The sequence below is a fragment of the Pseudoxanthomonas broegbernensis genome (assembly GCF_014202435.1).
Classification (GTDB): Bacteria; Pseudomonadota; Gammaproteobacteria; order Xanthomonadales; family Xanthomonadaceae; genus Pseudoxanthomonas; species Pseudoxanthomonas broegbernensis.
The window spans coordinates 127,469-152,421 of record NZ_JACHGU010000002.1; the positions used below are offsets into that span (position 1 = coordinate 127,469).

Genomic DNA, 24,953 nt, shown 5'->3' on the forward strand with positions numbered 1-24,953 from the left:
CCATGTTCACCGGCTGGCTGTCCGCCTGGCAGCAGGGGCTCGCCGGTTTCGCCGGTTTCGCCTGGCCATGGGCCTGGGCGCTGGTGCCGCTGCCGCTGCTGGCGCGCTGGCTGTTGCCGCCGCGCCGCGGCAGCGCGGCGGCATTGCGAGTGCCGTGGATGGAGCGCCTGGATGCGGTGGGTGGCGCCGCGCTGCGCGCGCGGCCGCACGCTGCCTGGTGGCTGCCGGCACTGGCCTGGCTGCTGCTGTGCGCGGCGGCGGCCCGGCCGCAGCAATGGGGACAGGCGCATGCGCCACCGCTGCAGGTCCGGCAGATGCTGCTGGCGGTGGACCTGTCCGGCAGCATGAACGAGACCGACATGCGCCTGGGCACCCAGGTGGTGGACCGCCTCACCGCGGCCAAGGCGGTGATCGCCGACTTCCTGGAGCGCCGTGCCGGCGACCGCGTGGGCCTGCTGGTGTTCGGCCAGCGCGCCTACATGCTCACCCCGCTGACGCTGGACCGCGCCTCCGTGCGCAGCCAGTTACGCGACAGCGTGGCCGGCCTGGCCGGCCGCGAGACCGCGCTGGGCGATGCCATCGGCCTGGCGGTCAAGCGCCTGCGCGAGCAGCCCGAGGGACAGCGCGTGCTGGTGCTGCTGACCGATGGGGTCAACACCGCAGGCGTGCTGGACCCGGTCAAGGCCGCCGAGCTGGCCCGGGCCGAGGGCGTGCGCGTGCATGCCATCGCCTTCGGCGGCGGCGCGGCGAACCCGACCCTGTTCGGCATCCAGGTGCCGCTGGCACAGAGCGGGGAGGACGTGGACGAGGACACCCTGCGCCAGGTGGCGCAGACGACCGGCGGCCGCTTCTTCCATGCCCGCGACACCGAGGAGCTGGCCGGCATCTATGCCGAGCTGGACCGGCTGGAACCGGTGTCGGTGGCCGCCGAGCCGGTGCGGCCGCGGGTCGAGAGATACGCCTGGCCCCTGGCGGCTGCGCTGGTGCTGGCGCTGGCGGCCTGGCCGCTGGGCAGGCGCGGCGCATGATCGGCATCTGGCTGCTGCCGCACTTCCAGCGTCCGGCATGGCTGTGGGCGCTGCTGGCCCTGCCGCTGCTGTGGCTGGCATGGCGCCGTGGCCGCGCCAGTGGCTGGCGCGACGCGGTCGATGCGCACCTGCTGCCCTACCTGATCGAGCCCGGCGGCGGCCGCGCCGGGCTGCGCCTGGCCGGCGTCTGGCTGGCGTTCGCGCTGGGCGTGCTGGCGTTGTCCGGTCCGGGCTGGCGCCAGGAGGCGCAGCCGCGCTGGCAGTCGCATGCGCCGCTGGTGGTGGCGCTGGACCTGTCCGCGTCGATGACCACGCCCGACCTGCCGCCCTCGCGCCTGGCGCAGGCGCGGGCCAAGCTCGCCCAGTTGCTGCGCGAACGCCGCGGCGGCGAGGTCGGCCTGGTCGCCTGGGCCGAGGACGCCTACACCGTCGCGCCGCTGACCACCGATGCGGCCAACCTGGCGCTGTTCCTGGACGCGCTCGCACCGGAGGTGATGCCGGTGGACGGCCGGCGGCCGGAACGCGCCCTCACCCACGCCGCCTCGCTGTTGCGCCAGGCCGGATTCGAGCGCGGCACCATCGTGCTGATGACCGCGCAGGCCGATGCCGCCTCGGTCGACATCGCCGCCGCACTGGCGGCGCGGGGCCATACCGTATCCGTACTCGGGCTGGGCACCGCGGCCGGCGCCCTGTATCGCGACCGTGGCGGCGCCATGCGCGAGTCGCGCCTGGAGGCCGCCTCGCTGAGCGCCCTGGCCAGCGCCGGCCGCGGCCGCTATGCCGCCCTGACCGTGGACGACGCCGACCTGCGCACCCTGGGCGTGCTCGAACCCGGTGCCGCGCAGGCGCGCGAAGGCGATGCGGGCGAGCGCGTCTGGCTCGACCAGGGTTACTGGCTGTTGTTGCCCTTGCTGTTGCTGGCGGCACTGGCGTTCCGGCGCGGTGCCGGCGTGCTGGCCGCGCTGCCGCTGGCGCTGCTGCTGGCGATGCCGATGCCGGCGCGGGCCGACGGCGGCTGGTGGCGGCGTGCCGACCAGCATGCGCAGCAGGCGCTCGAGCAGGGCGTGGATGCGTATCGGCACGGCGAATTCGCCGCTGCCGAACGTGCCTTCGCCACCGCCGGCGCGCGCGGCGCCGAGGCCGAGTACAACCTCGGCAACGCCCTGGCCCGGCAGGGCCGCTACGACGAGGCGATCGCCGCCTACGACCGTGCCCTGGCGCAGGCGCCGGAGATGGAGGACGCGATCGCCAACCGCCGCGTCGTCGATGCCGCGCGGCAGCCGCATCCGCCCAGCGGCCAGGGCGGCCGGCCACCGCCCGAAGGCACGCAGGGCCAGGGCGGCGATGACGGGCAAGGCACGCCGGACGGCCGCGGGAGCCCGCCACCCGCCCAGCCGCCCCCGTCGCAGGGAGACCCAGGGGAGCGGGAGCCCGGCCATCCCGATGGCGCGCCTTCGCCGCAGGAGCGGGAAGGTCCCGCGCCGCAGGCCGAGGACGCCGATGCGCGCCAGCGCCAGGAACAGGCCGACCACGAGCAGCGCCAGCGCATGCAGGAGGCGCTGGAGCGCGGCGATCCCGCGGAGCAGCCGGCAACGGCGCAGGCGGATGCGGAGGATGCACAGGAGCGCGAGCGCCGCCAGGCGCACGAGGCCTGGCTGCGGCGCGTGCCGGACGATCCGGGCGGGCTGCTGCGCGCCAAGTTCCGCCTCGAACACGAGCGCCGCCAGCGGGAGGGACGATGAACCCACGCCATTTCGCATTTGCGCTGTGTCTGCTGTGCGCGCTGCTGCCCTTGGCGGCGCAGGCCGCCACCCGCGCCTGGCTGGACCGCAGCGCCGTCATGCACAACGAAGCGGCGACGCTGAACATCGAGACCGACCAGCCTGGCGTGGCGCCGGACTACACGCCGCTGCAGGCCGATTTCATGCTCGGCCAGCCCTACCGCAGCAGCCCGGACGGCGTGCGCAGCCTGTTCGGCATCGCGATCACCCCGCGCCGCAGCGGCACCCTGGCCGTGCCGGCGCTGCGCGTGGGCACCGAGCGCACGCCGCCGCTGTCGCTGCGCGTGGCGCAGGCGGCCGCGCGCGCTCCCCGCGGCGACGTGTTCGTGGAAACGCAGGTGGACGATCCGTCGCCCTACGTGCAGCAGAGCGTGGGCGTCAGCGTGCGGCTGTACTACGCCACGCCGCTGCTGTCGGGCGAACTGTCGCAGGACCCGCCCGACGGCGCCTCGCTGCAGCGGGTGGGCGAGGACGTGCAGAGCAGCCGCCAGGTCGGCGACCGCCGGTACCACGTGGTCGAGCGGCGCTACCTGCTGGTGCCCGAGCGCAGCGGCGAACTGCGGCTGCCGCCGGCGCGTTTCCGGGGGCGCGGCGCGGCCGGGTTCTTCGACGACATCTTCGGCACCGACCGCAGCCTCTCGGCCCAGGGCGAAGCCCAGGTCCTGCAGGTGCGCGCCCAACCCGACGCCGCACCGCAGCCTTGGTTGCCGCTGCATGCGCTGGAACTGCGCTACCGGAGTGCGCCATCGCGCGCACGCATGGGCGAGGCGGTGGAGATCACGGTCGAGGCCCAGGCGCAGGGCGCGACGCAGGCGCAGTTCCCGGATATCGCGCCGCCATCGGTGGCCGGCGCGCAGGTGTTCGCCGAGCCCGCGCAGGCCACCGAGCGCTTCGTCGACGGCCGCCCGCACCTGACCGTGGCGCGCCGTTTCTCGCTGGTGCCGCTGCGGCCCGGCGCGCTGGAAGTGCCCGGGCCGCAGGTGGACTGGTGGGACGTCGCCGCCGGGCGCGCCCGCCAGGCGCGGCTGCCGGACCTGCATCTGCAGGCCGAGCCGGCAAGCATGGGCACGGCGGCCGATCCACCATCGCCATCGCCGGGGACGCCATCGATGGCGCGAGTGCCTGCGGCGGAGGGTGCGGTGCCCGCCGGCGCCGCGGCGGCATCCGGTTCTCCCTGGCGCATCCTGGCGGCGCTGCTGGCGGCGCTGTGGCTGGCCACGCTCGGCTGGGCGCTGTGGCTGCGGCGCCGCAACGGGATGCGCGCCGAGGCCGCTGGAACCGGCGTTGCCGGTACGGACGCCCGCCCGCGGCCGGTCGCGGCGGACCTGCGGCGCACCTTGGACGCCGGCAGCTTCGACGAGGCGGTGCGGTTGCTGCGGCGGATGGCCTCGCCCCCTGCGGCGGACCTGGACGAGGTGATCGGGCGGCTGGACGATCCGGGCCAGCGCGCGGCGCTGGAAGCGATGCGGCATGCGCTGTGGGCCGGGCAGGGCGATCCTTCCGCGGCCCGCGCGGCCTTGCGCGCCGCCTTCCGCACGGGGCCGCGCTGGTCGTCGGCCGGCACGGACGAAGCGGCGTCGCCGTCTTCGCTGTCGCCCCTGTATCCGCCGCTCGACCCGCAGCGCCCACGGCCGCGGGAGCGCGGGGAGCGCTGAACCGGTTTGCTAAGCTGCCGGACCCTTTTCCAGGAACGCCCGCATGAGCGCAACCGCACGCCGCCCCTGGCCGATGCCGTGGAAAATGGCGCTGGGCTTCGGCCTGGGCCTGCTGCTGGGCCTGGCGGTGCACGTGTCGGGCGCCGACGCGGGCTGGGTGAGGGCGATCACCGACTATGCGACCACGCCGCTGTCGCGGCTGTTCCTCAATCTGATCTTCATGCTGATCGTGCCGCTGCTGTTCTCGGCGCTGGTGATGGGCATCGCCGAGATGGGCGACATCCGCGCGCTGGGACGGATCGGCTGGAAGACCCTGGCCTACACCGTGGTGCTGTCCGGGGTGGCGGTGCTGCTGGGCCTGGTGCTGGTCAACGTGCTGGAGCCGGGCGCGGGCGTGGACCCGGCGCTGGCGCGCGAGCTGCTGGCGCAGAACGTGGAGCGCAGCCGCGAGATCGTGGCCAGCGTGGATACCCAGCCGCGCGGCATGGACATGCTGTTGTCGATCGTGCCCAGCAACGTGGTCCAGGCCGCGTCGGAGAACGCCTCGATCCTGGCGCTGATGTTCTTCGCGGTGATGTTCGGCGTGGGCATGGTGCTGACGCCCGGGGAGAAGGTGGCCACGCTCAAGCGCGGCATCGAGGGCCTGTTCGAGATCTCGATGACCCTGATCGGCCTGGTGATCCGGCTGGCGCCGTACGCGGTGTTCTGCTTCATGTTCAACCTGGCCGCGATCTTCGGCTTCGACCTGCTGCTGCGGCTGGGCGCCTACGTGGGCGTGGTGGTGCTGGCGCTGGCGCTGCACATGTTCGTGACCTATTCGGTGGCGGTGCGGCTGGCCGGGCGCTCGCCGCTGGCGTTCTTCCGCGGCATCCAGGAGGCGGCGGTGATGGCCTTCTCCACCGCCTCCAGCAACGCCACCCTGCCCACCGCGCTGCAGGTGGCCGACCGCATCGGGCTGCCGCCGAAGGTGTCGCGCTTCGTGCTCACCGTGGGCGCGACCGCCAACCAGAACGGCACCGCGCTGTTCGAGGGCGTGACGGTGATCTTCCTGGCCCAGTTCTTCGGCGTGGAGCTGAGCCTGGCGCAGCAGTTCATGGTGATGATGGTGTGCATCCTCGGCGGCATCGGCACGGCCGGCGTGCCGTCCGGCTCGCTGCCGGTGGTGGCGCTGATCTGCGCGATGGTGGGCGTGGACCCGATCGGCATCGGCCTGATCCTGGGCGTGAACCACTTCCTGGACATGTGCCGGACCACGCTCAACGTGGTCGGCGACCTGACCCTGGCCACGCTGGTGGCGCACGGCGAGCCGGAGGGTCCCGGGCCGGAGCCGCTGCCTTCGCGGCAGGGCGATGGCCGCGCCTGAGCCGCCGGCGCGGCTTGCCGCGCGGCGCCGGCGCTAATCGTCCACCCGGCTGTACAGCCGGTAGGTCTCTTCGCCGATCGACATGAAGGGCTTGAGCCGCACCGGGCCGTCGGTGCCGTGCAGGGTCCATTCCTCCGGCCCGGTACGGGCGGCGGCGAGCAGGGCGCCGCGCTGCAGCGCGCCTTCGCCGGCCTCCACGGGGAAGAGCACCAGCGGCCCGGTCATTGCCGCCACCCACTCGGGATGGTGCGCGTCGAGCGGTTCCAGCCGCAGCGGCATGTCGAAGCGCACTTCGATTTCGTCGCCCTGCCGCCACGGGCGTTCCACGCGCAGGAACCGGCCGGCGGGCGGGTCGACGGCCACGGCGGTGCCGTTGACCAGTACCCGGGTGCCGCGGCCGGACCATGCGGGGATGCGCAACATCAGCGGGAAGGCGCCGCCGCCGGAGGCCACGCGTATGCGGCTGCTGTGCGACAGCGGATAGGCGGTGCGCTGCTCCAGCACGATGTCCCCGCCGCGAAGGGAGAAGGCCAGGCGCGAGGGCACGTAGAGGTTGACGTGCACCGCATCGTCGCCGAGCAGCCAGGCACTGATGCCGTAGTCGGCCACCAGTTGCACGAAGGTGCCCGAGCAGCACGGCCAGGCCTCGCCGCGGAAACCCTTGCGCGCCCGCTGGCTGTAGTCGGAGTAGTAGAAGGTGTCGCCCTCGGGCGTGGTGGGCCGCGCGCCGAGGATGGTGTTGTACAGCACCCGTTCCATGCTGTCGCCATAGCGGCTGTCCCCGGTGATGGCCGCCAGCGCGCGGGTGATCTTGAAATGCGCGTAGGCGCCGCACGGCGTCTCGAAGGAGCGGCGGGTGGCCTGCAGCGAATCGGCCAGGCCCCGGGTGTCGTCGGGGGCGAGCAGTTCCTCGTTCGGGCCCCAGCCGCCGGTGGCATACGACTGCTGCTGCAGGAACGCGAAGCCGTTGACGGCCGCCTGCAGGTACTTGTCCTCGCCGGTGGCCTCGTAGGCCTCGATCGCCGAGCCGAGGGCGTTGACGTGGCTGTAGGCGTGCTTGCCCTGGAACGGGCTGATGCCGCGCGCCAGCGGATCGAACAGCGCCTCGTCCTGCAGGAAGCGCACCGCCAGTGCGCGATAGCGCTCGCCCAGGCCCAGCTTCCACGCCTTGAACAGGTTCTCCGGCAGGATGTAGGGCTCGTCCCATATCTGCGCCTCGCGCTCGTAGGGGCGCTGCCGCCGTTCCTCGCGGGTGAGGGCCTTCTCCGGCAGGTAGGGCAGCACCGCGTCGGTGAGACGGCCCAGTGCGGCGGGCGCCTCGGCGACGCCAGCGTAGCGATAGGCGTCCACCAGGCCGCCGACCAGCTTGCTGTAGGTGTAGGCCGGCAGGTTGTAGTCGTCGAAGAAGCGGCTGCCTATGGTGGGCAGGTACAGCCGCACCAGGGCGCCGACCTTGCGGGCGATCGCCACGTCGCCGGTGGCAGCGTGCATGCGCGCCAGGCCGGACAGGTACTGGCCGAACGAATGCCCGGGGATGTAGCCGTGCCAGTTGGCGGTACTCCAGTCGTCCGGGTCGATGTGGAAGTCGGCCGAGTCGTCGTACCAGCCGCCCATGTCCGCACCTGGGGCGGGAAGTCCGGCGCGCGCGCGGAACGGCTTGAGCAGGCGGTCCTCGTCCATGCCCATGAACAGCGCGAGCTGGTGCCGGTACTGGTCGAGCATGCGTCCGTCGAGCAGGCGCACCTGCGCGTAGTCCGGCGGCTGCAGCGTGGACGCACGTCCGCGGTCTCCGGCCGGTGCGGCCAGCGCCGGCACGCCGGCCGGCAGCATGCAGGCGCACGCCAGGGTGCAGGCATGGGCAAGGAAGTCGCGGCGGGACAAGCGGGAAGCGGGTGCGTGAACCAAGGCATTCCTCATGCAGTGCGTGCGGCATGGCGTGCGCATGCGTGTTGGCGGGGTGCATGGCGCGCACGCGACGGGTGCCGCGCGCACCAGCATACCCACGCCCGTGCGGCGCGGCGATGCATCCACGCGCCTGCATAGGCGCGATCGCCAAACGGAATATCTGCAGCGGCGGGCACGCCGCATAATCCGATGGCGCGGCGCGGCTTCTTGCAGACGTCCGCGCATTGGATGCCGCGGCGGTTCGCGGCGATGCAGATGGCAGCCCTGTCCGCCGCCGCGAGAACCCATGGAGCAAGCAATGCCCACAGCCTCACGCCGGGATGTGTTCAAGGCCATGCTGGCCGGTGCGGCCATGGCGCCGCTGTCCACGCTGGCTGCGCCCGTTCCGGCATGCCGTGGCGATGCGCCGTCCTGGCGCCGCGGCATCGAGGGCCAGCGCCAGGCCGACCTGGGCGACGGCACCTTCCTCAACCCCATCGTCGCCGGCGACCGCCCCGATCCGACCGTCCTCAAGGACGGCGCGGACTACTACATGGCCTTCTCCTCGTTCCTGTCCTACCCGGGGATCGTCATCTGGCATTCCACCGACCTGGTCAACTGGGCACCGGTCGGGCCGGCACTGCACCGGGAACTGGGCACGGTGTGGGCGCTGGACCTGTGCAAGCACGGCGACCGCTACTACGTCTACATCCCGGCCAATCCCGGCGACCGCGGCTGGAAGATCTTCGCGATCTGGGCCGACGACATCCGCGGGCCGTGGAGCGATCCGGTCGACCTGGGCATCGACGGCTGCATCGACCCGGGCCACGTGGTCGGCGAGGACGGCAGGCGCTACCTGTTCGTCAACGGCATCCGCAAGGTGCGCCTGACCGACGACGGCCTGGCCACCGACGGCGAGCTCGAACATGCCTACAGCCCGTGGCGCTACCCGGACGACTGGGTCACCGAGAACTTCGCCCCGGAAGGGCCGAAGCTGACCTGGCGCAACGGCTGGCTCTACCTGGTCACCGCGGTGGGCGGCACCGCCGGGCCGGTGACCGGGCACATGGTGATCGCCGCGCGCTCGCGCTCGGTGCACGGGCCCTGGGAGCACTGCCCGCACAACCCGCTGGTGCGCACGCGTTCGGTGGACGAGCCGTGGTGGTCGCGTGGCCACGCCACCCTGGTGGAAGGTCCGGCCGGCGATGGCTGGATGGTCTATCACGGCTACGAGAACGGCTACCGCACGCTGGGCCGGCAGACGCTGCTGGAACCGATCGAGTGGACCGGGGACGGCTGGTTCCGGGCCACCGGCGGCGACCTGTCGCGGCCGCTGCCCAAGCCGTCCGGCGGCCGCGCCGGGCCGTCCGGGTTCGCGCTCTCGGACGACTTCTCGACTGACCGTTTCGGCGTGCAGTGGTGCTTCCACGATCCGCGGCCGAGGGAGAGGGCGCGCGTGGTGCGCGACGGCGACGGGCTGCTGCTGGCCGGTGCCGGAAGCTCGCCGGCCGACAGCCCGCCGCTGACCTGCGTGGTCGGCGACCGCGCCTATCAGGCGGAGGCCGGCCTGGACGTGCCGGCCGGTGGCGAGGGTGGGCTGCTGTTGTTCTACAACCACAAGGCCTTCGTCGGGCTGGGCTTCACCGCCGATACGGTCAAGTCGTTCCAGTACGCCGAGGAGCAGGCATGGGCACGCACGCGCCATCGCGGCGGGAAGCTGCGGGTGCGGTTGACCAACGACGGCAACGTGGTGACCTGGCACTACTCGCACGACGGCGGGCGCACGTGGACCCGGCATGACACGCGCATGGAGGTCTCCGGCCTGCACCACAACGTGTTCGGCGGCTTCCTGAGCCTGAAGGTGGGGCTCTACAGCGCGGGCGCGGTGCCGATCCGGATAACCGACTTCGCCTACCGCGCCCTTGCGTCGCCTTGACGGCTCCTTGCCCGGGAACCGTCGCGCGCCTCGGTACGCCGTTTCATGCAAAGCCGTGCCGGGCCTTCGGGCCGGCGCTCCCGTGCTGCCCGGCCTCGAAACGGCGGCCCAGGCGGCCCGCCGGGGCCTTCGAGCTGCCCCGAACACGGGCGGGAAACAGTTTTTTGGCCGGCCGACAGGACAGGAATGGACAAGGAATGGGACAATGGGCGGCCCGCAGCCCCGCGGTGTCCTGAAGAACACGCCGACCCGACATGACGAAGCCCACCCGCCGACAGCTTGCCAACGCCATCCGTTTCCTCGCCGCCGATGCGGTCGAAGCCGCCAAGTCCGGGCACCCGGGCATGCCGATGGGCATGGCCGACATCGCCGAAGTGCTGTGGAACGACTACCTGCGCCACAACCCGTCCAACCCGGACTGGTTCAACCGCGACCGCTTCGTGCTGTCCAACGGCCATGGCTCGATGCTGCACTACGCGCTGCTGCACCTGTCCGGCTACGACCTGCCGATCGAGGAACTCAAGCGCTTCCGCCAACTGCACAGCAAGACCGCCGGCCACCCCGAGCGCTACGAGACGCCCGGCGTGGAGACCACGACCGGCCCGCTGGGGCAGGGCCTGGCCAACGCGGTCGGTTTCGCCCTGGCCGAGAAGCTGCTGGCACAGCGCTTCAACCAGCCGGAGCTGGAGATCGTCGACCACCGCACCTGGGTGTTCATGGGCGACGGCTGCCTGATGGAAGGCGTGTCCCACGAGGCCGCCTCGCTGGCCGGCACCTGGAAGCTGGGCAAGCTGACCGCGTTCTGGGACGACAACGGCATCTCCATCGACGGCGAAGTGCACGACTGGTTCACCGACGACACCCCCGCGCGCTTCGAGGCCTACGGCTGGCACGTGGTGCGCGGCGTCGACGGCCACGACCCGGCCTCGATCAAGGCCGGCATCGAGGCGGCGCTGGCGGTGGACGACCGCCCCAGCCTGATCTGCTGCAAGACCACGATCGGTTTCGGCGCGCCGAACAAGGCCGGCAAGGAGGAGTCGCACGGTTCGCCGCTGGGCAAGGACGAACTGGAAGGCGCGCGCAAGGCGCTGGACTGGCCCTACCCCGCGTTCGAGATCCCGCAGGAGATCTACGCCGGCTGGCGCGCCAACGGCACCGGCACCCTGCGCCAGGCCGAGTGGGAGCAGTTGTTCGACAAGTACGCCGTGCAGTACCCCGATGCCGCCGCCGAGCTTACCCGCCGTTCGCACGGCGATCTTCCGGAGGATTTCGCGGCGAAGGCCGACGCCTACATCGCCCAGGTCCAGGCCGAGGGCGCGACCATCGCCTCGCGCAAGGCCTCGCAGAACGCGATCGGCGCCTTCGCCCCACTGCTGCCCGAACTCATCGGCGGTTCGGCCGACCTGGCGCCGTCCAACCTTACCCAGTGGAAGGCCAGCAAGTCGGTCACCGGCACTGATCGCGACGCCAACTACGTGCACTACGGCGTGCGCGAGTTCGGCATGAGCGCGATCGCCAACGGCATCGCCCTGCATGGCGGCTTCCTGCCGTTCGACGCCACCTTCCTGGTGTTCAGCGACTACGCGCGCAACGCGGTGCGCATGAGCGCGCTGATCCCGGCGCACGTGATCCACGTCTACACCCACGACTCCATCGGCCTGGGCGAGGACGGGCCCACCCACCAGCCGGTCGAGCACCTGGCCACGCTGCGCTACATCCCCAACAACGACGTGTGGCGCCCCTGCGACGCGGTGGAGTCGGCGGCGGCCTGGAAGGCGGCCATCGTCCGCAAGGACGGCCCCAGCGTGCTGGTGTTCAGCCGCCAGAACCTGCCGCACCAGCCGCGCGCCGACGCGCAGATCGGGTTGATCGAGCGCGGCGGCTACGTCCTGGCCGAGGCCGAGGGCGGCAGCCCGGACGTGATCCTGATCGGCACCGGCTCGGAGGTCTCGCTGGCGGTGGAGGCCAAGGCGGTGCTGGATGCGGCCGGCCTGAAGACGCGCGTGGTGTCGATGCCCTGCAGCGACGTGTTCGACCGCCAGGATGCCGCCTACCGCGAGTCGGTGCTGCCCAACGCGGTGCGCAGGCGCGTGGCGGTGGAAGCCGGCGTCACCGGCTTCTGGCGCAAGTACGTGGGCCTGGACGGCGCGGTGATCGGCCTGGACCGCTTCGGCGCCTCGGCCCCGGCCGGCGAGCTGTACGCGTACTTCGGCATCACCACCGAGAAGGTCGTCGAGGCCGCCAAGGCGCTGTAGGCCGCGCAACGGCGGCGGGCGAAGCGCGGGATCGAGGAAGAAGGGAGCCCATGCGGCTCCCTTCGCTTTTGCGACACGCCGGTCCTGGTGGCGTGGCGGCGGGGGGCCGTGCGCCGGTCCTTCGCCGATGGGCATGCCGGCGTTGCGCAGGAGTGTTGCGCGCCTATGCGTGGAATGCGGCTGCGCCCGTGGGCGGTGCGACGAAACCGCACCGGAGGGTACTCCTGCGCCGCGGCGCCGCGGCCGTGCTACGCCGAAGGAGCGGCCGGGTCGTGCTTGCTGCCGCCGCGGCAGCGGGGCGAGTCGGGCACGTCGGCGCCGGCTTGCCATTCCTCCGGCGTGTAGGTGTGCAGGCCCAGCGCATGGATCCGCTGCATCAGCCCGCCCATGGCCGCGTACGCGGCCTGGTGGCGCTGCAGGGTGCGCCTGCCCTCGAACGCGGCGCTGACGATCACCGCCTTGTAGTGCGTCTCCAACCCACGGCTGTGCATGTGGCTCTCGTCGATCACCTCCAGGTGGATCGGCTGCAGGGCGGACAGAGCGTCGCGGATCTGGTCGGCGCGGGTGGTCATCGGGGGGAATCGTCGCCAGGAGTGGAAGCGGTACGGTCATGTTAGCCCCGGCGAGGCGGTCGCATCCTTGTTTCCGGACTTCCTGTTGACAGTCCTTTGAATTACGTATGTAATCGATAGAAATTACATTCGTAATCGGGGAGTGGCCATGGCCGCGATCAGCGAAGCCGAGGCGACGGTGATGGAAGTGCTGTGGCGGTCCAGTCCGCGCAGCGCCGAGGAGGTGATCGCCGCGCTGGCCGATGCCACCGGCTGGGCCGAGCCCACCGTCAAGACCCTGCTCAACCGCCTGCTCAACAAGGGCGCCATCAGCGCGCGCAAGGACGGGCGCCGTTACCTGTATTCGCCGGTGCTGCGGCGCGAGGCCTGGGTGCAGCAGCAGAGCGAGGGCCTGCTGTCGCGCCTGTTCGGCGGCCGTGTCGCGCCCCTGGTGGCGCACTTCAGCGAGCGCGGCAAGCTCTCGGCGGAGGACATCGCCGAACTCAAGCGGCTGGTATCGGAACTGGACGAAGAAGGCTGAGCGATGGAGGGCCGGCGGATGCGCGGGCGGGCCGATGCCGCGTTTCCGGCCCCCTGCGGGCGAAGGAGGAAGGCAGATGGACGTGATGCAAACCCTGATCGAAACCACGCTGGCCGCCAGCGCCGCGTTGCTGCTGGTGCTGGGCTTGCGCCGGCCGGTGCGGGCATGGCTCGGCGCCAGTGCCGCGTATGCGCTGTGGCTGTGCGTGCCGACGGCCTTGTCCGCGGTGCTGCTCGAGCCGGCGCTGTTGTGCACCTACCCGGACGCGCCCACCCGCGACCGCGACTGGACCGGCTACGGCTGCACGGGCGCGGTGGCCGAGGCCCGGCCGGTCGCGGTCACGCTGGGATGGGCCTTCACCTTCGAGGTGCGCAACGGCCGTGCGCGGGTCGATGCGGCCCGCGCGCGCTGAAGGCCAGGCGCGCGGCCGGCTTCATTTCCAGCGGCATCGCCCGGCGCGAGGTTCTTCCACTGCCTCTTTCCCGTTGAGCGGCATCGCGCCCGTGACGCGCCTGCGTCACTCCAGCGCGGGCGTTGTCCAGTCGCGGTGGCGCTCCAGTTCGCCGCTGGCCGGGTCCGCGGCGATGATCGACAGGTCGTCGGCCGTCGCATGCAGCAGGTGCCTGCGGAGGGCGTTGCGGGCCGGGGCGTCCCATTCCGGGCGCCAGGCGCAGTGGGTGCCGTCCTGCACCGCGGAGTAGTAGCCGAGGTTGCCCGCCGCGCCGAGCGCCTTGTAGATCTCGGCACCGGCCAATGCGCTGAGGTGGCCGGAGCGCGCGCCGAGCCAGGCCACGTGCGGGTTGTCCAGGATCAGCAGGCCGCGCGGCGCGACCAGGCCCAGCACCTCGTGCTGGTCGATGGCCAGCCGATCGACCGCGCCGGTGAAGGCGCCGAACGCATCGCCCAGCCACGGCTGCTCGCCGTAGGCGCTGTGCGGGGGCTGGGCGCCTTCGCCTTCGCCGCCGCCACGCCACGTCGGGACGCCGCCTGCGCCGGATTCGATGGGGATGGTCAAGGCCACGCGCTGGTCGAACGCGCCGGCCGCCAGCGCGCCCTTGCCCAGTCGCGAGCAGCCGGCGACGGCGATGGCGTCGGCGCTCAGGATGCGCTGGTCCGAGCCGGCGATGACGTCGATGATGCGGCTCACGCCCCATGCCCAGGCCATCAGGCTGCCGGTGGACTGCACGTCCGGTCCGTAGAGTTCGAAGAACGCGCCTTGCCGGTCGCGGCTCTGGCCGGTTTCCGCGCCGATCTGCGTGGGCAGGTAGTCGATGCGGGCCACGCCTTCCTCGGCCAGCAGCCGGCCGTCCACGCCGGCGACGCCGCCCACGACGATCATCGCCGGATGGGGGCCTGGCCCCGCAGGCAGGCTGAGCTTCGCGCTGAAGGTCACCTGGCGGCCGCCATGGGAGACGGCGACGTCGATCCGGTCGCCGTTGATCGTGCCGGTGACCCGCTCCGGTTCCGGGCCCTTCCAGCCATAGACCTGGGCCTCGGCGGCCTTGAGGATCTCCTGCCGCCGGCAGCGCCAGTCCGCCCGCGTCGCCACCGCCGTGCCATCGGCCCTGGCGAAGGGATCGGGAAGGCGCGGATGGGATGCCGCGGCGGGCATGCCGACTTCGCAGTCCTGGCCACGGTTCTCGACGAACTCGCTCGCCGGGCCCGTGGGGCCCGCGACGTTCGGGGGTGCGGCCTGCGCGCCGCCCACGGCGGCGAGCGCCGGCGATGCCAGGGCGCACAGGAGCGCGAGCGGGACGAGGCGGAACGGGAAGGCGATGTGCATGGGACGTCCTGGCGGCAGTCGCCGCCGATCATGCCAGCATGCGCACGGCGTCGGCCAGGCGCTCCGCCGCGACGAGGCGGTGGCCGGGTCGGGGTCGGCTACCGGCATCTTCGCGCCGCGCAGCAACGGCATCGGTTCCTCGCGGCGCGCCGGGTCCAGCGTTGATGACGCTGCTTCGGCAGGCACGCGCGCCCGCTGCGCCTCGCCGCCCCACGTGGAACGGAAGAAAACGGACGGTCTTCAATGGGCGCGCAAATCCGCCGCAGGCCGATGCGGGGGGCGGGACGCGCCGATGATGCCTCAGCGCCGATCCTTGCCCGGGCGGGGCGGATCACCGTTGCTCGAAGGCGGCGTTGAGCACCGCCGCCAGGTGCGCGCCCGCCAGGCGGAGCTGGCGTTCGGCCACCGGCAGGTACGTGTCCACGTAGGCCGCGTCGATCGCGTGGCCTTGCGGATAGAAGCCCGGCTGCGACACCAGCCGGCACGACTGCAGCGCCCAGGCCAGTGCGCCCGCCGGCGGCGACGCGGCCGGCGGCTGCGGCAGCGCGCGCAGCCGTTCCAGCCATGCGTCCTCGTCCAGCCGGCGGGTGTTGAGCAGGCCGCTGTCCCAGAATGCGTGCAGGTTGGTGCCCCGGCCGCGGTGGTTCAACTGGTAGGTGTTGCCGCCGCGGTCGTGGCCGTGCCCGGCGTGCAGCGGCTGGTGCGCATCGCCGACCAGGTGGACGACGAACTTGAGCGCCTGCAGGCGCTCGGCGTCGCTGCGGGCGGTGTCGGCGAGGAGGCGGACCTGGGCATCGAGCGCATCGACCAGGCAATCGCCGCCGGGGCAGTCGCGAGCGGCGCGGTAGCGGCAGCCGTCGTCGCCGATGTTGACGTAGTGCCAGCGCGCGCTGCGCCGGCCCAGTTGCGGGTCGCTGCCGCGCAGCTCGTCGGCCCAGTTGGCGATGGCGGCCAGGCCCGGCGCGTTTTCGCCGCGCAGCAGCCGGGCTACGCCGGCCTGCGCCTGCGGGGTCAGGCCGTCCTCGGCCAGGCGCGCGACCAGGCGATGGCCCAGAGGCCCCCAGGCCTGCGCGGGCAGGACGACCGCCACGGCCAGCACCGCCGCCAGCCAGCGCGCGGCGCGGCGCGTGGGTATGCGCGGGGAAGGAACAGAATCGACCATGGTGGCACTTTAACCGAGGCGCGCGCCCACGCCGGAATCCAGCCGCCGCTGTGCATGCCCACGTCCGGTCCGGCAGCCAAGGAGCGGCGTTTCCGTTTCATCGGCAACGCCTCTTCGGCGGAAAGCGCCCATGGCCGCCACCGCCGGCCGGCATGCCCGGCGGCGCTTCCCACGGCCCGGGCGCCATGGGGACGGGTGCTAGAATGGTGGCCCTCTTTCCACCCACCACGGGCCACGCGGGGCGTGGCCGTCAGGAGTCACGAGCAATGGCGATCAAGGTTGGCATCAACGGGTTCGGCCGCATCGGCCGCAACGTGCTGCGTTCTGCGGTGCAGAACTTCGGCGACGACATCGAGATCGTCGCGATCAACGACCTGCTCGAGCCGGACTACCTGGCCTACATGCTGCAGTACGACTCGGTGCACGGCCGTTTCCAGGGCGAGGTGAAGGTCGAGGGCAGCACCCTGGTCGTCAACGGCAAGAAGATCCGCCTGACCCAGGAGCGCGACCCGGCCAACCTGAAGTGGGGCGAGGTCGGCGCCGACGTGGTGATCGAGTCCACCGGCCTGTTCCTGACCAAGGAAACCGCGCAGAAGCACATCGACGCCGGCGCCAGGAAGGTGATCATGTCCGCGCCGTCCAAGGACGACACGCCGATGTTCGTGTTCGGCGTCAACCACGACACCTACGCCGGCCAGGCGATCGTCTCCAACGCCTCGTGCACCACCAATTGCCTGGCGCCGCTGGCCAAGGTCATCAACGACAAGTGGGGCATCAAGCGCGGCCTGATGACCACCGTGCACGCCGCCACCGCCACCCAGAAGACCGTCGACGGCCCGTCCAACAAGGACTGGCGCGGCGGCCGCGGCATCCTGGAAAACATCATCCCGTCCTCCACCGGCGCGGCCAAGGCCGTGGGCGTGGTGATCCCGGAGCTGAACAAGAAGCTGACCGGCATGAGCTTCCGCGTGCCGACCTCGGACGTGTCGGTGGTCGACCTGACCGTCGAGCTGGAGAGGGCGGCCACCTACGAAGAGATCAAGGCCGAGGTCAAGGCGCAGAGCGAGGGCGCGCTGAAGGGCGTGCTGGGCTATACCGAGGACAAGGTGGTGGCCACCGACTTCCGCGGCGACACCCGCACCTCGATCTTCGACGCCGATGCCGGCATTGCCCTGGACGGCACCTTCGTCAAGCTGGTGTCCTGGTACGACAACGAGTGGGGCTACTCCAACAAGTGCCTGGAGATGGTCCGCGTGGTGGCAGGCAAGTAACAGAGCCCGGCGGAAGCCATGCATCGGTAATGCGAAGGCGCTCCTCACGGGGCGCCTTTCGCTTTTCCAGGGAGCCGGCTTGCCGGCGAGCATCGGCAGGAAGCCGTCCGCGGCAAGCCGGCTCCTGGGGGGGAGCGGACACCGATGGGTACCCAGGGCGCGGCAAGACCGGCGTCTTGCAAAGCGGACGCGCATCGTCGACGCTGCGCGCGCCGGGCCGACGTGCCGCGCCGGCGACCCTCGCTGCGGTACTGACGGAACGGGACGGGGAATGGACGGAATCGTTGGATTGCTGGTGTTGCTGGGCCTGGCGCTGCTGGCCATGCCGGTGCTGCTGGTCGTGGCGCTGGTCTCGCTGGCCGGGCTGAAGCGGCGCGTTGCCGCGCTGGAAGCCGTGCTGGCCGTACCGCGGCAGGCACCGGCCCAAGCGCGGCCGGTTGCCCCGTCGCGGGCCGCGGCCAGCGCTCCGGCCGTGCGCACCGCACCGGCCGCGGAAGAAGTGGACGGACCGACCCTGGGCGAGCTGATGCATGCACGCGCCGCGCCGGCGCAGTCGTCGCCGGCCGTACCGCCCGAGGCCGCGCCGTCCGCCCCCGTACCCGTGCCATCTCCCGCTCCCGCGCCGGTTTCCACGACGCCCGCAGCTCCCGCGCCGGCATCGCCGCCGCCACTGCCGGCCGCCGCCCGCGCCGCCGCGGGGGAAGGCGCCTCCGGGCGCGAGACCGCGCCCGGCGCGGCGACCGCTGCGCCACCACCGGGCCGCCGCCCGCCGGACGCCGGCACGCCGGACCCCGCCGGCGCGGTGCTGCGGATGGTCAAGCGCTGGTTCACCGTCGGCAACGTGCCGGTCAAGATCGGCATGCTGGTGCTGCTGGCCGGCGTGGCCGCGCTGCTCAAGTACGCCAGCGACCAGGGCCTGTTCGTGCTGCCGATGGAACTGCGCCTGGCCGGCGTGGCCGTGGTGGCGGTCGCCGCGCTGGCCTTCGCCTGGCGCAAGCGCGACAGCAACCGCGCCTTCGCGCTCAGCCTGCAGGGCGGTGCCATCGGCGCGCTGCTGCTGACGGTGTTCGCCGCGTTCAAGCTGTATGGAATCCTGCCGGCGGGCGCTGCGTTCGCGCTGAGCGTGCTGCTGGTGGCCGGCATGGGCATGCTGGCGGTGCTGCAGGATGCCAAGGCGCTGGCGGTGTTCGCGCTGCTGGCCGGCTTCCTGGCGCCGGTCTGGCTGTCCACCGGCAGCGGCAACCACGTGGCGCTGTTCTCGTACTACGCGCTGTTGAACGCGGCGATCGTGGCCATCGCCTGGTTCAAGGCGTGGCGCATCCTCAACTTGCTCGGCTTCGCGTTCACCTTCGGCATCGGCGTGCTGTGGGGCGTGCTCGGCTACACGCCGGAGAAGTACGCCACCGCGCAGCCGTTCCTGCTGCTGTTCTTCGCCTTCTACCTGGCCGTGCCGATCCTGTTCGCGCGGCGACGGCCGGAGGGACGCCGTGGCCTGGTCGATGGTTGCCTGGTGTTCGGCACGCCGCTGGTCGCCTTCGCCCTGCAGGCCGGGCTGCTGGAGGGCCGCTTCGTCGACGGTAGCCGGGTCCCGCTGGCGCTGTGCGCACTGGGCCTGGGCGCGGTGTACGCGGCGCTGGCCTGGCTCTTCCGCCGCCGCGCCGGCTACGCGCTGCTGTGCGACGCGTACGCGATCCTGGCGGTGGGCTTCGCCACCCTGGCGGTGCCGCTGGCGCTGTCGGCGCGGGTCACGGCCAGCGTGTTCGCGCTGGAAGGCGCGGGCCTGGTGTGGCTGGGCCTGCGCGGGCAGCGCTGGTGGCCGAAGCTGGCCGGCACGGCGCTGCAACTGCTGGCGGCCTGCGCGCTGCTAGTGGGGCTGGACGGTGCCGGCGCCGATGCGCGCGCGCTGTTCAACCCCACCGCGATGGGCCTGCTGCTGCTCGCGCTCGCCGGCCTGGCCAGTGCCTGGGCCGCGCGCGCGCATGGGGAGAACGGCGGCGCGCTGGCCTTCTACCTGTGGGGCCTGACGTGGTGGACGGGCAACGGCCTGCACGAGGTGGCGCGCTTCGTCGATGCCGATGCCCGGGCCGATGCCTTGGTCGTGTTCGCCGCCTTCACCGGCTGGCTCGTGGCCGAAGTGCAGCGCCGCCATCCGGCGCGCGTGCTGGCGCTGACGGTGTTCGCCGCCTTCGCGGCGGCGATGCCGCTGGCGCTGTGGCAGGACGCGGCGCACGTCCATCCCTTCGGCGGCGGCTATGGCGCGCTGTCGTGGGTCGTGTTCGCCGTGCTTGGCCTGCGCAGCCTGCTGTGCCTGCGCGAGGACCGCAGCGGGGGTGCGGGTGCCGCGCAGTTCGCATGGTGGCTGCTGTGGCCGCTGGTGTCGTCGCTGTGGGCGTATTGGCTGGCCGGGCATTTCGGGCTGGCGCAGGGCTGGCATCTGGCCCTGGCGGCGCTGCCGTGGCTGGCGCTGGTTGCGCTGGCGTTGCGGTGTTGGCCATGGCTGGCGTTCCCGCGGGCGCAGGAGGCGGCCGATCCGCTGCGCCAGCCGTTGTTGTGGGCGGCCTTCGCGGTGATCGCCGCGGGCTGGCTGTTGGCTTTGCCGCAGGCCGCGCCGTCCGCGCCGTTGCCCTGGTTGCCGCTGCTCAATCCGGCCGAGATCGCGCAAGGGCTGGCGCTGGTGCTGGGCGCGGCCTGGCTGTGGTCGGGCCGGGCATCGCCGGAAGCGGCGCGATGGCGCAGCGGCATCGTCGCGCTCGGCGGCTTCGTGCTGCTGACCGTGAGCACGCTGCATACCGTGCATCACTGGGGCGGCATCGCATGGACGCCGTCGCTGCTGTCCACCAGCCTGGCCCAGACCAGCCTGACCGTGGTCTGGAGCGTCCTGGGCGTGATCGGCTGGATCGTCGGTTCCCGGCGCGGCCGGCGTGGCCTGTGGCTGGCCGGCGCGCTGCTGATGGGCGTGGTCCTGGCCAAGCTGGTCCTGGTCGACCGCCAGCACCTGGGCAACCTGCTGGGCATCGTTTCGTTCATCGCCTACGGCGTGCTGTGCACCATCGTCGGCTACCTGGCGCCCGCGCCGCCCCGGGCGCCGTCGGCCGCTGCGGAGGGGGTGCGGGCATGAACAGGGCCGTCTGGATGTGCCTGTTGCTGTTGCCGTCGCTGGCCATGGCCAGCGCGCGCGAACAGTACGCGCGGCAGTGGCCGTTGACGCCGGGCCAGGCCGATGCCGGCGCCTATCGCGTGGTGCTGGACGAAGGCGTCTATCGCAGCGCCGCACAGGCGTCGCTGCGCGACCTGGAGGTGTTCAACGCCGAGGGCCAGGCGCTGCCTGCGGCGCTGCTGTCGCCCACGCAGCCGCTGGCGCAGCCGCCGCGCACGCTGGCGCTGCCGTGGTTCGCGTTGCCGGCGGCCGATGCGGTGGCCGGCGGCGGCGACATCCGCCTGATCGCGGAGCGTGGCGAGGACGGCGGCATCCTGCGGGTCGAGGCCGGCATCGCGGGGCGCAGCGTATCGGCCGGGGGGCAATGGCTGGTCGACGCCAGCCGCCTGCGCGAGCCGGTGCGCGCGCTGCTGCTGGAATGGGAGGCGCCCGCGCAGCCGCTGCAGGCCGGCTACCGGGTGGAAGGCAGCGACGACCTGCGCCGCTGGCGCACGCTCAATCCCGGCACCACCCTGCTGGACCTGCAGCGCGAAGGTCAGCGCCTGCGCCAGGACCGCATCGCCCTGGATGGCCAGGCGCGCTACCTGCGCCTGCTGCCGCTGCACTCGGGCACGGCGCCGGTGCTCAGCGGGGTGGCGGCCGAACTGGCGCCGCCGGCGCCACAGCAACAATGGCATTGGCAGGAGATCGCCGGTGAACGGCGCAGCGAGGGCGGGCGCGAATACTTCGACTTCGTCTTGCCGGGCCGCTTCCCGGTGGAGCGGGCCGACGTGCAGTTGCCCGGCAACAACGCGGTCGAGTGGACCCTGCACAGTCGCGAGGACGACGGCGCTTCATGGGCCTGGCGCGCGGGGCCGTGGATGGCCTACCAGGTGGGTGCCGGCGCGGAGGCGGCCAGCCGCTCGGCGCCCAAGGCCCTGGTCTCTCCCGTGCGCGACCGCCACTGGCGGCTGACCGCCGCCACCCCGCTCGGCGCGGCGGAGCCGGTATTGCGCCTGGGCTACCAGCCGGAGGTGGTGGTGTTCCTGGCCCAGGGCACGCCGCCGTACGCACTGGCTGCCGGCAGCGCCAGCGCGCAGCGCGCCGATACGCCGATCCCGGCGCTGCTGGAGGCGCTGCGTCGCCAGCGCGGCATCGACTGGCAGCCGGCGCCCGCCTACCTGGCCGATGCGCCCGAGGAACTGGCTGGCGAGCACGCATTGCGCGCGCAGCGGACCTACGACTGGAAGGCCTGGCTGCTGTGGTCGCTGCTGGTCGGCGGCGCGCTGGCCGTGGCCGCGCTGGGCCTGAGCCTGCTGCGCCAACGGCCGCCACCGGGCTGAGGCTGCTCTGCCGGTGCCCTCGCCGGTGCGAGCCGGTGCATCGACGCCATCATCGGCTTCCACCTGACGGGTCGGTGTCCGCGGCTGGCCCGTTCCGCCGCGCCACGCTTGTCGTTGGCGGGATATTCCTGCCGACCGTTGCGGCGGACACCATCGTCGCCGCCGGCCCGGTTTGCCGCATCGCCGGCCAGCCCTGAAAATGCACCGTCCGCTGCACCGGACCATCCGGTTGCAGCCCGCCTTCGCGCAGGGCCCGGCCACGATGCCGGCGCGGCGCGGGATGCTTTCCTCCTTTCCCCCTCGATGAGAATGAACCAATGACGATCCTGCGGATGACCGACCTCGACCTGTCCGGCAAGCGCGTGCTGATCCGGCAGGACCTCAACGTCCCGCTGGAGGACGGCCGCATCACCTCCGAGCAGCGCATCACCGCCTCGGTGCCCACGCTCAGGCTGGCGCTGGAGCAGGGCGCGGCGGTGATGGTCGCCTCGCACCTGGGCCGGCCGAAGGAAGGCGCGTGGAGCCAGGCCGACTCGCTGGCGCCGGTGGCCGCGCGGCTGTCGCAGTTGCTGGGCGTGGAGGTACCGCTGGTGCGCGATTGGGTGGACGGCGTGGACGTGCGGCCCGGCCAGGTCGTGCTGCTGGAGAATTGCCGCATGAACGTGGGCGAGGGCAAGGACGACGAGGCGCTGTCGCGGAAGTACGCGGCCCTGTGCGACGTGTTCGTGATGGACGCCTTCGGCACCGCGCACCGCGCCCAGGCCTCCACCCACGGCGTCATCCGCTTCGCCCCGGTCGCCGCCGGTGGCCCGCTGCTGATGGCCGAACTCGATGCGCTGGACAAGGCGCTGGCCGAGCCGGCCCGCCCGCTGCTGGCCATCGTGGCCGGCAGCAAGGTATCCACCAAGCTGGAACTGCTGACCAGCCTGGTCGGCAAGGTCGACCAACTGATCGTCGGCGGCGGCATCGCCAATACCTTCATCGCCGCGGCCGGCCATGGCGTGGGCAAGTCGCTGTACGAGGCCGACCTGCTCGACACCGCGAGGAAGATCGACGCCGATGCCCAGGCGCGCGGCGCGCAGATCCCGCTGCCGACGGACGTGGTGGTGGCGGCCGAGTTCAAGGCCGACTCGCCGGCCTCGGTGAGGCCGGTCGACGCGGTGGGCACCGAGGACATGATTTTGGACATCGGCCCGCAGACCGCGCAGCGCTACGCCGAGCTGATCGCGGCCGCCGGCACGGTGGTGTGGAACGGCCCGGTGGGCGTGTTCGAGTTCGACGCCTTCGGCAAGGGCACCGAGACCCTGGCGCGCGCGATCGCCGGCTCGAAGGCGTTTTCCATCGCCGGCGGCGGCGACACCCTGGCCGCGGTGGACAAGTACGGCATCGCCGGCCAGGTGAGCTACATCTCCACCGGCGGCGGTGCGTTCCTGGAGTTTCTGGAGGGCAAGACCCTGCCGGCCGTGGCGGCGCTGGAGGCGCGTGGCGGCTGAGGCCGTGACGGGAGCGTCGCGCTCCTAGCGGGTGCGGCCATGTGGTGGGGATGGGCCGGCGCATGGCGCGCCGGCCTCCGGATCAGCGGTGCAGGTCGCCGGCCGCCTCGGGCTGGTAGCGCACGGCCTTGACCTGGAGCTTGAGCGGGCGGCCGCCCGGCGCCTGCCAGTCGATGGTCTGGCCGACCGACAGGCCCAGTAGGGCGCTGCCGACCGGGGCCAGGACCGACACGCGGCCCTTCTCCACGTCCGCTTCGTTCGGATAGACCAGGGTCAGCACGTGTTGCTCGCCGGTGGCGGCGTCCTCGCACTCGACCTGGGAGTGCATGGTGACCACGTTGGCGGGCATCTGCTCCGGGGGCAGCACCTCGGCGCGGTTCAACTCGTCCATCAGCGCGAGCGCGGCCGGATGGCGGCTCAGCACCGGGGAGTCGAGCAGGGCCTCGAGCCGCGCCATGTCGCGGCTGGAGATGATCAGTGAAGGGGGCAGGCCGCTGACGGACTGGGTGGACATGGGTGTTCCTCGGGTTGTCGGTGCGCGGCGGGCGCGCATGAAGAAAAAGGCGGCGCGTCTCCGCATCCGCCTAGGGTCAATGACTATGGGAGAAACGTAGCCCGGAATGCGATCCGGTTCAACTGGGGCCGTTCAGGCCGGTGATGGGACGACCGGGGGTGGCGGCGGGGCGGATGCGGCCGGGGCGGTTTCCAGCAGGCCGGCCGGCAGGTTGCGGAAGACCTGGGCCAGGCGCGCCAGGAAGCCGGCCATGGCCGAGCTGCGCCGCCAGCACATGGCGATGCTGCGGCTGGGCGGGGTGCCCGAGAAATGCAGCAGGTGGACGTTTTCCGAGCAGGCCACCGGCGGCTTGACCGCCAGCGCCGGCAGCAGGGTGGCGCCGACGTTGGCGGCGACCATGTGCCGCAGCGTCTCCAGGCTGGTGGCGCGGAAGCCGGTCTTCTCCTGGGCCCCGGACAGGCGGCACACGTCCAGGGCCTGCTCGCGCAGGCAGTGGCCGTCCTCCAGCAGCAGCAGCGGCTGTTCCATCAGTTCGTCCAGGGTGAGGGTGCGGCGGCCGGCCAGCAGGTGGTTTTCCGGCACCGCCAGGACGAAGGGTTCCTCGAACAGGAACTCGGTGTGCAACTGCTCGTCGTGCACCGGCAGGGCCAGCAGGACCGCATCGAGCTTGCCCTCGCGCAGGCGGGTCAGCAGCTCGTCGCTCTTTTCCTCCACCAGCAGCAGTTCCAACTGCGGGAAGCGGGCGCGCATCTGCGGGATCACGTGCGGCAGCAGGTAGGGCGCCAGGGTGGGGAAGATGCCCAGGCGCACGGTGCCGGCCTCCGGGTCCTGGCTGCGGCGGGCGGCCTCCTTCATCTGCTCGACCTCGGCGATGATCCGCCGCGCGCGCTCGGCGGCCTCGCGGCCGGCCGGGGTCAGCATCACCTTGCGCGGCGCGCGCTCGACCAGCGGCACGCCCAGTTCCTCCTCCAGCTTCCTGACCTGGGTGGAGAGCGTGGGCTGGCTGACGAAGCAGGCCGCCGCGGCGCGGCCGAAATGCCGGTGGTCGGCCAGCGCCAGCAGGTATTTGAGATCGCGCAGGTTCATGGCAGCTTCCCTCCTGGAACCGTTGGCTGGCGCAGGGCGTGGGCATGCCCCAGGCACATGTCGTTCTTGACGTGTAGGCGCGGCTCCACTGTACGTGCGTTTGCGATGGGTACAAGCCCGGCTGGGGCTCGGAGAACCGCTAGGCGCGCCGTCCTGTTCCGGCATGCGCGG

The 24,953-nt window shown here is 72.4% G+C and carries 18 protein-coding genes; 12 read left to right on the forward strand and 6 right to left on the reverse strand.

The annotated features are described in order from the left end of the window. Positions 1-2: 2 nt before the first annotated feature. Genes HNR76_RS04055 through HNR76_RS04070 form a run of 4 tightly spaced genes read left to right on the forward strand, consistent with a single transcriptional unit; the run spans position 3 to position 5,827 of the window. The gene (locus HNR76_RS04055) at positions 3-1,028 is read left to right on the forward strand and encodes a vWA domain-containing protein (RefSeq protein WP_246429025.1); all 1,026 of its coding nucleotides are present in this window, start codon (positions 3-5) and stop codon (positions 1,026-1,028) included. Then, on the forward strand, positions 1,025-2,770 hold the full coding sequence (locus HNR76_RS04060; RefSeq protein WP_162310932.1) for a VWA domain-containing protein: 1,746 nt from the start codon (positions 1,025-1,027) through the stop codon (positions 2,768-2,770). The genes HNR76_RS04055 and HNR76_RS04060 overlap by 4 nt, the downstream gene beginning before the upstream one ends. After that, positions 2,767-4,464, forward strand: coding sequence for a BatD family protein (locus HNR76_RS04065; protein WP_162310931.1), 1,698 nt, complete (start codon positions 2,767-2,769; stop codon positions 4,462-4,464). The genes HNR76_RS04060 and HNR76_RS04065 overlap by 4 nt, the downstream gene beginning before the upstream one ends. Positions 4,465-4,507: 43 nt before the next feature. Further along, the gene (locus HNR76_RS04070) at positions 4,508-5,827 is read left to right on the forward strand and encodes a dicarboxylate/amino acid:cation symporter (RefSeq protein WP_162310930.1); all 1,320 of its coding nucleotides are present in this window, start codon (positions 4,508-4,510) and stop codon (positions 5,825-5,827) included. Positions 5,828-5,860: 33 nt separating this feature from the next. Here HNR76_RS04070 and HNR76_RS04075 read toward each other — a convergent pair whose 3' ends face one another. Continuing rightward, entirely contained in the window at positions 5,861-7,708 is a 1,848-nt protein-coding gene (locus tag HNR76_RS04075) for a beta-L-arabinofuranosidase domain-containing protein (protein WP_162310929.1), read from the reverse strand. A gap of 322 nt (positions 7,709-8,030) precedes the next feature. Between HNR76_RS04075 and HNR76_RS04080 the strand changes: the two genes are divergently transcribed. Together HNR76_RS04080 and tkt are read left to right on the forward strand one after the other, a co-directional pair. After that, complete coding sequence (locus HNR76_RS04080) at positions 8,031-9,647, forward strand: family 43 glycosylhydrolase (protein ID WP_183982119.1); 1,617 nt, start codon at positions 8,031-8,033, stop codon at positions 9,645-9,647. Positions 9,648-9,901: 254 nt separating this feature from the next. Next, on the forward strand, positions 9,902-11,902 hold the full coding sequence (tkt, locus tag HNR76_RS04085; protein WP_162310927.1) for a transketolase: 2,001 nt from the start codon (positions 9,902-9,904) through the stop codon (positions 11,900-11,902). A 248-nt stretch (positions 11,903-12,150) separates the two neighbouring features. On the opposite strand, the gene HNR76_RS04090 is transcribed toward tkt, so the two are convergent. Continuing rightward, entirely contained in the window at positions 12,151-12,474 is a 324-nt protein-coding gene (locus HNR76_RS04090) for a BolA family protein (protein ID WP_162310926.1), read from the reverse strand. A gap of 148 nt (positions 12,475-12,622) precedes the next feature. On the opposite strand from HNR76_RS04090, the gene HNR76_RS04095 reads away from it, so the two are divergent. Then, positions 12,623-12,994, forward strand: a complete 372-nt coding sequence (locus HNR76_RS04095; protein WP_162310925.1) for a BlaI/MecI/CopY family transcriptional regulator — start codon at positions 12,623-12,625, stop codon at positions 12,992-12,994. A gap of 76 nt (positions 12,995-13,070) precedes the next feature. Next, positions 13,071-13,406: a M56 family metallopeptidase gene (locus HNR76_RS04100; protein WP_162310924.1), complete on the forward strand. Its 336-nt coding sequence runs from the start codon at positions 13,071-13,073 to the stop codon at positions 13,404-13,406. Between the two features lie 105 nt (positions 13,407-13,511). Here the strand turns inward: HNR76_RS04100 and HNR76_RS04105 are convergent, their stop codons facing one another. Next, positions 13,512-14,777: a glucuronyl esterase domain-containing protein gene (locus HNR76_RS04105; RefSeq protein WP_162310923.1), complete on the reverse strand. Its 1,266-nt coding sequence runs from the start codon at positions 14,775-14,777 to the stop codon at positions 13,512-13,514. A 331-nt stretch (positions 14,778-15,108) separates the two neighbouring features. Further along, positions 15,109-15,939 carry a S1/P1 nuclease gene (locus HNR76_RS04110; protein ID WP_162310922.1) on the reverse strand — a complete coding sequence of 277 codons (831 nt, stop codon included), beginning with the start codon at positions 15,937-15,939 and terminating at the stop codon, positions 15,109-15,111. A 266-nt stretch (positions 15,940-16,205) separates the two neighbouring features. Between HNR76_RS04110 and gap the strand changes: the two genes are divergently transcribed. From gap to HNR76_RS04130, 4 genes are all read left to right on the forward strand, one after another. Further along, positions 16,206-17,210, forward strand: coding sequence for a type I glyceraldehyde-3-phosphate dehydrogenase (gene gap, locus HNR76_RS04115; protein WP_162310921.1), 1,005 nt, complete (start codon positions 16,206-16,208; stop codon positions 17,208-17,210). A 271-nt stretch (positions 17,211-17,481) separates the two neighbouring features. Next, the gene (locus HNR76_RS04120; RefSeq protein WP_162310920.1) at positions 17,482-20,328 is read left to right on the forward strand and encodes a DUF2339 domain-containing protein; all 2,847 of its coding nucleotides are present in this window, start codon (positions 17,482-17,484) and stop codon (positions 20,326-20,328) included. Continuing rightward, on the forward strand, positions 20,325-21,689 hold the full coding sequence (locus HNR76_RS04125; RefSeq protein ID WP_162310919.1) for a DUF3999 domain-containing protein: 1,365 nt from the start codon (positions 20,325-20,327) through the stop codon (positions 21,687-21,689). Before HNR76_RS04120 ends, HNR76_RS04125 begins: the two co-directional genes overlap by 4 nt. Positions 21,690-22,006: 317 nt before the next feature. Beyond that, on the forward strand, positions 22,007-23,182 hold the full coding sequence (locus tag HNR76_RS04130; RefSeq protein WP_162310918.1) for a phosphoglycerate kinase: 1,176 nt from the start codon (positions 22,007-22,009) through the stop codon (positions 23,180-23,182). Between the two features lie 82 nt (positions 23,183-23,264). On the opposite strand, the gene rnk is transcribed toward HNR76_RS04130, so the two are convergent. Then, positions 23,265-23,696 carry a nucleoside diphosphate kinase regulator gene (gene rnk / locus HNR76_RS04135; RefSeq protein ID WP_162310917.1) on the reverse strand — a complete coding sequence of 144 codons (432 nt, stop codon included), beginning with the start codon at positions 23,694-23,696 and terminating at the stop codon, positions 23,265-23,267. 132 nt (positions 23,697-23,828) lie between these two features. Beyond that, a complete protein-coding gene (locus tag HNR76_RS04140) occupies positions 23,829-24,782 on the reverse strand; it encodes a LysR substrate-binding domain-containing protein (RefSeq protein ID WP_162310916.1) in 954 nt (317 codons plus the stop codon). Positions 24,783-24,953: the final 171 nt, after the last annotated feature.